Source organism: Halomonas sp. (assembly GCF_041689495.1).
Classification (GTDB): domain Bacteria; phylum Pseudomonadota; class Gammaproteobacteria; order Pseudomonadales; family Halomonadaceae; genus Halomonas.
This window is the reverse complement of the sequence record NZ_JBDNGD010000267.1, coordinates 1-6,666: the sequence shown is the minus strand read 5'-3', so window position 1 is coordinate 6,666 and position 6,666 is coordinate 1. Positions and strand designations below refer to the sequence as shown.

The 6,666-nt window shown below is 64.3% G+C and carries 6 protein-coding genes and 1 pseudogene; 3 read left to right on the top strand and 4 right to left on the bottom strand.

The window, feature by feature from the left end:
• The 3 genes and pseudogenes from ACESMD_RS09260 to ACESMD_RS09250 all read left to right on the top strand — a co-directional run.
• Positions 1 to 348 (top strand): annotated as a pseudogene (locus ACESMD_RS09260) (hypothetical protein); the annotation flags it as partial.
• Between the two features lie 35 nt (positions 349 to 383).
• Positions 384 to 1,697, top strand: coding sequence for an AAA family ATPase (locus ACESMD_RS09255; protein ID WP_372612484.1), 1,314 nt, complete (start codon positions 384 to 386; stop codon positions 1,695 to 1,697).
• Positions 1,694 to 2,158, top strand: a complete 465-nt coding sequence (locus tag ACESMD_RS09250; protein ID WP_372612482.1) for a hypothetical protein — start codon at positions 1,694 to 1,696, stop codon at positions 2,156 to 2,158. Before ACESMD_RS09255 ends, ACESMD_RS09250 begins: the two co-directional genes overlap by 4 nt.
• A gap of 44 nt (positions 2,159 to 2,202) precedes the next feature.
• Here the strand turns inward: ACESMD_RS09250 and ACESMD_RS09245 are convergent, their stop codons facing one another.
• The 4 genes from ACESMD_RS09245 to ACESMD_RS09230 are packed head-to-tail and all read right to left on the bottom strand — an operon-like array spanning position 2,203 to position 6,643.
• Positions 2,203 to 2,424, bottom strand: coding sequence for a hypothetical protein (locus ACESMD_RS09245; protein ID WP_372612480.1), 222 nt, complete (start codon positions 2,422 to 2,424; stop codon positions 2,203 to 2,205).
• A 29-nt stretch (positions 2,425 to 2,453) separates the two neighbouring features.
• Positions 2,454 to 4,406 (bottom strand): nitric oxide reductase activation protein NorD, encoded by a 1,953-nt coding sequence (locus ACESMD_RS09240; RefSeq protein ID WP_372612478.1) that lies wholly within the window; start codon positions 4,404 to 4,406, stop codon positions 2,454 to 2,456.
• An 11-nt stretch (positions 4,407 to 4,417) separates the two neighbouring features.
• The gene (locus ACESMD_RS09235; protein ID WP_372612476.1) at positions 4,418 to 5,230 is read right to left on the bottom strand and encodes a CbbQ/NirQ/NorQ/GpvN family protein; all 813 of its coding nucleotides are present in this window, start codon (positions 5,228 to 5,230) and stop codon (positions 4,418 to 4,420) included.
• A 57-nt stretch (positions 5,231 to 5,287) separates the two neighbouring features.
• Positions 5,288 to 6,643, bottom strand: coding sequence for a cbb3-type cytochrome c oxidase subunit I (locus ACESMD_RS09230; RefSeq protein WP_372612474.1), 1,356 nt, complete (start codon positions 6,641 to 6,643; stop codon positions 5,288 to 5,290).
• Between the last annotated feature and the right edge of the window lie 23 nt (positions 6,644 to 6,666).

Below are 6,666 nucleotides of genomic sequence, written 5' to 3'. Positions count from 1 at the left end.
CAGTGGCTCGGGGCCGCCATGGCGCTGGGAGTACTGTTCGGCCTGGCGCTGCTGGCCCTGGTGACCTGGCACACCTCCACCGAGAACGTGGAGACCGCCGCCGCCTTCTGGCACATGGTCGACCTGATCTGGGCCCTGCTGATGGCCCTGACGGTGCTCTCGATGGTCTCGGCGCGCCTCGACCAGGATGACTGGCAGGCGCTGCCGCTGTGGTCGGCGGGCTTGGTGGTCGTCGCCACCGGCTTCAAGGCTCAGCGGCTGCTGATGGTCTACCTCAAGGTACCAACCGATGCGACCGATCCACATCCACTCATTCCAGTGGCTGACCCCGGGACCAAATGTCGCTAACATCGGTGGCATCGAATCGGTCAAGGGGAAGCAAGATGCTGAAGTCCATTCGGCTGACCAACTTCAAGAGCTACCGGGAAGCCACCCTGGAGCTCGCGCCCCTGACCTTCCTGATCGGCCCCAACGCATCGGGCAAGAGCAATGCTCTGGAAGCCATCCGTCTGTTGAACTGGTTGGCCAAGGGCAAGCGCCTGGATGATATTGAACGGGATATCCAGGGCGGCGACACCGTCGTCCGGGGCCAGGCCCGTGACCTCTTCCTGGATCCCGAGCAGGCTTTCAGCCTGGATGCCCACCTGGCCGACGCGCCGGAAGGGTGGAGTGACTTCTCCATCAGCATCGACCAATTCAACGACCAGCTGGTAGTAGCCGGTGAGCAGATTACCCACCCTGATCAGAAGGTCCCCCTCTATCGTGTGGACAGCGAGCCAAATGAGCACAGCGACGAAATCAGCATCGCCTATAACAACTTCCGTAAGGGGCCAAAGAAGCCGCATATCCCCTGCTCCAACCGACAGGCCGTGTTTTATCAACTGGAGACCCCCGGCCGCTTTCAACAGTCCCATGGCGAGGCCCAAACGCTGATACCCGAGGTGACGCGCTCCCTGCGCGAAACGTTACGCAATATCGTCTTTCTCGACCCACGCCCGGCCCAGATGCGGAATTACGAATACGCCGGTGATAAATATCTCAAGGAAGATGGCAGTAACCTCTCGGCGGTGCTCTACCAGCTGTGCCAGCAACCTGAGAGCAAGCAGGCGCTGCTGGCTTTCATCCGCTCCCTGCCCGAGCAGGACATCACCGATATCCAGTTCATTGAGACGCCACGACAGGATGTCATGGTAAGCCTGGAAGAGACCTTCGGAGAGCAGCAGCGCTTTGTGGATGCCCCACTATTGTCGGATGGCACATTGCGCGTCTTGGCCGTGGGTGCGGCCCTGCTATCTGCTCCGGAAGGATCCCTGATCATCATCGAGGAGGTCGATAACGGGGTGCACCCCAGCCGTGCGGACGTGCTGGTTCAGCAGATCCGCGATGTGGCCAGCCGCCGCCAACTGCGCGTATTGCTCACCTCCCACAACCCCGCCCTACTGGACGCCCTCCCCGACAACGCCTTGGCCGACGTGCTCTGCTGTTATCGCCATCCCCATGAGGGGGACAGCCGCCTGGTGCGCCTCGGCGACATGGAACGCTACAGCGAACTGGTCGCCCAGGGACCGCTTGGGCAGCTGATGACCCGGAAGGTGCTAGAGCGCTTCGTCAAGGACGATAGCACCCCGGAAGAGCGTCAAGCCGCCGCCCTTCAGTGGCTGGAAGTCCTCAAGAAGGACACGGAGTCACAAGGATGAGCGCCATTTGTCTTATTGATACGTCTGTCTTCGTGGAGATCCTCAGAGTGCCTGGAAAGGCCACTCGGTACGCCGAGGTTCTTGGCGTACTGAATGAGCGACTGGCCATTCGACGAGAGGAGCTCTTCCTACCCATGGCCACGATACTGGAGACCGGTAATCATATCGGCCAGAACGGTGACGGCCGGCAGCGCCGTGCTTGTGCCGAACGCTTTGTCCAACAGGTCAGTGATGCCTTGAAAGGCCAGAGCCCATTCAAGCCGGTCAGCTTTCTGAAGGCAGACCAACTCCAGGCATGGCTGGAGGAGTTTCCTGACCATGCCGGACGCGGCAGCGGCCTGGCCGACCTATCGATCATTCACGACTGGCAACGGCTCTGTGATCAGAATGCTGGCCGCCGTGTCTATATCTGGTCTCTCGATGACCATCTCGTCGGATTCGATCGAGCCGCCACGATCTGACTTAAATCGGGAGTCGCCCTCCCTTCGCCGCTTCTTCGTAGAGTTCACTCTTGAGAGTTCCCACGGCCCGGCGGCGGCGTTGCCTGTGCCCAGCCTTCCAGGACGCGTCCCAGGCGCAGCAGCCCGTAGACCACGAAGGGCACCGCAAGCATCAGCGCCACGCCCCAGTCGCGGTTGTTGATCAGCCACACCAGCGGCAGCACTACTGCCACGGCGGCCAGACACCAGGCCGCCACGGCCAACAGGAGGCGTGAACGGGGGGACATGGGGTGACACCTCTTTGATGCGCGAAAGTTCAGGTGGCGATGATCTGTCGATAGATCCCCGGCAGCGCCAGGGAAAGATGCTCGGGACGCTGCACGATGGCGTAGCCGCCGCGGCCGAACAGGTGCGGGATATAGCGCCCCGCCTCGCGGTCGATGGTCACGCCGAACACTCGTACCTCCTGGCGGCGCGCCTCGAGCACCGCCTTGCGGGTGTCCTCGATGCCGTAGCGCCCCTCGTAATAGTCGTTGTCATTGGGCTTGCCGTCGGTGAGCAACAGCAGCAGCCGATGCCGGTTGGGCCGCTCGGCAAGCTTGCCGGTGATATGGCGGATGGCCGGCCCCATGCGGGTATAGGAACCCGGCTTGAGCGCGGCGATGCGCCGAGAGACCCGCTCGCCCATGGGTTCTTCGAAGTCCTTGAGGGTCTTCACCCACACCTTATGGCGCCGCTGGGAAGTGAAGCTGTGGATGGCGTAGTCGTCGCCGCAGCCGGCCAGGCCGTGGCCCAGCACCAGCAGCGCCTCCTTGGCGACGTCCAGCACTCGGCGGTCCTCCAGCCAGGCCTCGGTGGAGAGCGACACGTCCACCAGGATCGATACCGCCAGGTCACGGGCCTGGGTGCGACTGTCCTGGTAGAGCCGATCGCTGGACTCGCCGGTGGCGGCCAGGTCGCAGCGCGAGCGGATCACCGCGTCCATGTCGAGCTCGCTGCCGTCCAGCTGGCCGCGCAGGAGCTCGCGTCGCGGGCGCAGGGCCTCGAACTCGCGGCGCACCCGGCGTATGCGGCGCCGCGTCACCTCGTCGGGCGTCCAGTGCTCCCCCTCCTCGCTCTGCACGTCGCTTATCACCACGCAGTGGTCGGGCAGGTAGGCCTGTTTGCGATGGTTCCATTCGGGATAGGTATGGCGCCCCTTCAGCCGGCCGCCGGAGACCTCGTCCGGGGCCAGATCGAGATCAAGCTTGAGCCTGGAGGCCGCCTTCTTGCGGTTCGGCGTCAGCACGATCTCGTCGATCTGGTCGGCGGCCTTCTTGGCCTCCTCCTCTTCCTCGTCCTCCACATGGCGGTTGAGGTTCACCATCTCGGCCCAGGAGAGCATCTTCTCGGAGGCGTTGAGGATCAGCGGATCGTCGCGGTCGGCCTGGTCCTGCTCGCGCCGGTCGGCCTTGCGCTTGCCTCGGTCGTCCTCGGGGGTGGCACCGGCGCGGGCCAGTTCCTCGTCGTCGTCTACGTTCTCCTCGCGGTCACCATCTCGGGTCCCCAAGGTCACGGCCTGGCCCCACAGTGGTACCGGAAGAGGCGGCCGGTAGTCGCGAGGCGCGCGGAAGTCGTCCAGGGAGAAGGCCTCCTCGCGGATGGCCCGCTGCATGGCCTGGCCCCACTCCCCCTCGGGGTCGGGGGCACCCAGCTCGGCGCACAGGGCCGTTTCCAGCGCCGCTTCCATGGGCGGCAGGAGCTTACGTCGGGGACGAATGGTAAGCAGCTCGCCGCATAGGCGCACGTAGCGGTCTGTCAGCCCCGGGAAGCGGGCCAGCGCCGCTCGCGCGGTGCGACGTGCTTCGCGCAGGCGCTGAAGATCATCCTGCAGCGGGTCCGTGGGCCGCGTCACCGGCCTGGCCTCGGCCAGGAAGATGGTGAGCCAGAGATAGAGGTCGCGGTTGAGGGCGGCCTCGGAAAAGAGCGCCAGGCGCGGCGGCAACAGAAGGTGCTCCTCGTCACGGCGGGCCTGGTCGAGGTCCTCCTCGTCGAGTCCCAGGCGCTGGCGAAGGCTCAACCGATGAGCGGAACCACGCCGAGCGATGGCGCCCACTTCGATCCCCGCCTCGCCGCCACCGGCGCGGAAGAAGACCCCAAGCATGGGGCGCAGGCTCTCGAGGCTCACCGCCGCCTCGGGATGGTCCGGATAGCTCGCTGCCCCGGAGGCCCAGCGGTGCCAATGGCGGCCGACGAACTCCTCGACCTCGAGGAAATCGAGCATGGACATGAGAGATTACCTCAACCGAAAGTGGCCCGGATGGCTTCCATGAGCCCCTCCTGGACGTCCGCGTCGTCGGAGAGCGGCTCCACCAGTGTGGCGCGAGCGGCCTCCAGGATCGGCATGCCGGCCTGGATCAGGATCGCGCAGTAGACCAGCAGGCGGGTGGACACGCCTTCCTCCAGGTCCTGTCCCTTCATGTCACGCAGGCTCGACGCCAGGTTGACCAAGGCGGCGCACTGATCGGCCGGCAGGCCGCTCTCGCGGGCCACGATGTCGCGCTCCAACCCGGGGGGCGGGAAGTCGAAGGACATCGCCACGAAACGCTGGCGGGTGCTGGGTTTGAGCGACTTGAGTATGTGCTGGTAGCCGGGGTTGTAGGAGACCACCAGCATGAAGTCGTCGGGCGCCTCGAGCAGCTCGCCGGTGCGTTCCAGCGGCAGCATCCGTCGGTCGTCGGTAAGCGGATGCATTACCACGGTAACGTCCTTGCGAGCCTCCACCACCTCGTCGAGGTAACAGATGCCGCCCTCGCGCACGGCGCGGGTCAGTGGTCCGTCGACCCAGCGAGTCTCGCCGCCCTGCAGCAGGTAGCGCCCGGTGAGGTCGGCGGCGGTCAGATCATCGTGGCACGAGACGGTGAACAGAGGCTTGCCGAGCTTCGCCGCCATATGGCTGACGAAGCGGGTCTTGCCGCAGCCGGTCGGCCCCTTGAGTAGCAGCGGCAAGCGTTGCTGGAACGCCTGCTCAAACATGGTGCACTCGTTGCCGACGCTCTGGTAGTAGGGAATCTCTTGCTCGCTGGCGTTGGCGGCCACGGAGGAAAGGGGCATGAAGGTCACTCCCGTCAGGGTGAACGGAAGAGGGCCCCGGTTGGGGCCCTCGGGTGGTCAGGCCCGCTCGGGGCCTGCGGTCAGCTGAGAACCACCGGCCGGCACCTGCACGCGGGCGGGGCCGAAGAAGGCGTAGAGCAGCATTACAGCCCCCACGGCCACGGCCACCCCGGCGCCCAAGCGCATGACATAGAACAGCGTCAGCTGATCCTGTACCTCCATGTAGTTCATGCCCATCACGCGCTGCAGATGCGTCTGTACCACCCCGGCGAAGGTTAGAGTGAAGGTCATGAACGCCATGGCGGAGGTCATGACCCAGAAGCCCCACATATTCAAGACCTGGTTATACGGCTGCACGCGCCGCAGCTGCGGCATGGCGAAGGTGATCACGCCGAGGACCACCATCACGTAAGCGCCGTAGAAGGCCAGGTGAGCGTGGGCGGCGGTGACCTGGGTACCGTGGCTGTAGTAGTTGACCCATGACAGCGTGTGCATGAAGCCCCACACGCCTGCGCCGAAGAAGGCCACGGCCGGGCAACCCAGAGCCCACAGCATGGCGGCCTTGTTGGGGTGGTTACGGCTGCCCTTCCAGAACATCGTGAAAGCGAACACCACCATGGCGAAGAAGGGGACCACCTCCAGGGTGGAGAAGATGCTGCCAATGGGTTGCCAGTAGCTCGGCGCTCCTATCCAGTAATAATGGTGGCCGGTACCCAGCAGGCCCGAGAACAGCGCCAGGCCGACGATGATATAGAGCCACTTCTCGATCACCTCGCGGTCGACGCCGGTCATCTTGATCAGCAGGTAGCCGAGCAGCGAGGCCATGATCAGCTCCCAGACACCCTCGACCCAGAGGTGCACGACCCACCACCAGTAGAGCTTGTCCACCGCCAGGTTGGAGGGATTGTAGAAGGCGAACAGCCAGAATACCGCGGCCAGCCACAGGCCCAGCATCAGCACCAGGTTGATGGCGGTCTTGCGTCCCTTGGCCAGCGTCATGCTGGTGTTGAACAGGAATATCAGAAACGAGATGGTGATCAGCACCTTGACCCAGAACGGCTGCTCGAGGAACTCGCGCCCCTCGTGGATGCCGAACTGATAGCCGACCAGGGCGGCGGCCCCGGCGAAGGCGAAGATACCCAGCTGCAGATAGGCCAGCCCCGGGCTGTGAATCTCGCGCTCGGCTTCCTCCGGCATCAGGTAATAGGTGCAGCCCATGAAGCCGATCAGCAGCCAGACGATCAGCAGGTTGGTGTGGCTGGCGCGCATGATGTTGAAGGGCATCAGCTCGGCCATGAAGTTGGGCCAGACGTAGACAGAGGCAGCCAGCAGCCCGAAGACGATCTGCAGCGCGAAGAGCGCCATGGCCACCATGAAGAATGGCAGCGCCACCTTCTGGGTTTCGTATTTCATCGGTGTCGTTCTCCTTGATTCAT

Excerpts from the sequence above, each read along its gene's own strand:
- ACESMD_RS09255 (WP_372612484.1), top strand. The coding sequence starts at position 384 with ATGCTGAAGTCCATTCGGCTGACCAACTTCAAGAGCTACCGGGAAGCC.
- ACESMD_RS09250 (WP_372612482.1), top strand. The coding sequence starts at position 1,694 with ATGAGCGCCATTTGTCTTATTGATACGTCTGTCTTCGTGGAGATCCTC.
- ACESMD_RS09245 (WP_372612480.1), bottom strand. The coding sequence starts at position 2,424 with ATGTCCCCCCGTTCACGCCTCCTGTTGGCCGTGGCGGCCTGGTGTCTG.
- ACESMD_RS09240 (WP_372612478.1), bottom strand. The coding sequence starts at position 4,406 with ATGTCCATGCTCGATTTCCTCGAGGTCGAGGAGTTCGTCGGCCGCCAT.
- ACESMD_RS09235 (WP_372612476.1), bottom strand. The coding sequence starts at position 5,230 with ATGCCCCTTTCCTCCGTGGCCGCCAACGCCAGCGAGCAAGAGATTCCC.
- ACESMD_RS09230 (WP_372612474.1), bottom strand. The coding sequence starts at position 6,643 with ATGAAATACGAAACCCAGAAGGTGGCGCTGCCATTCTTCATGGTGGCC.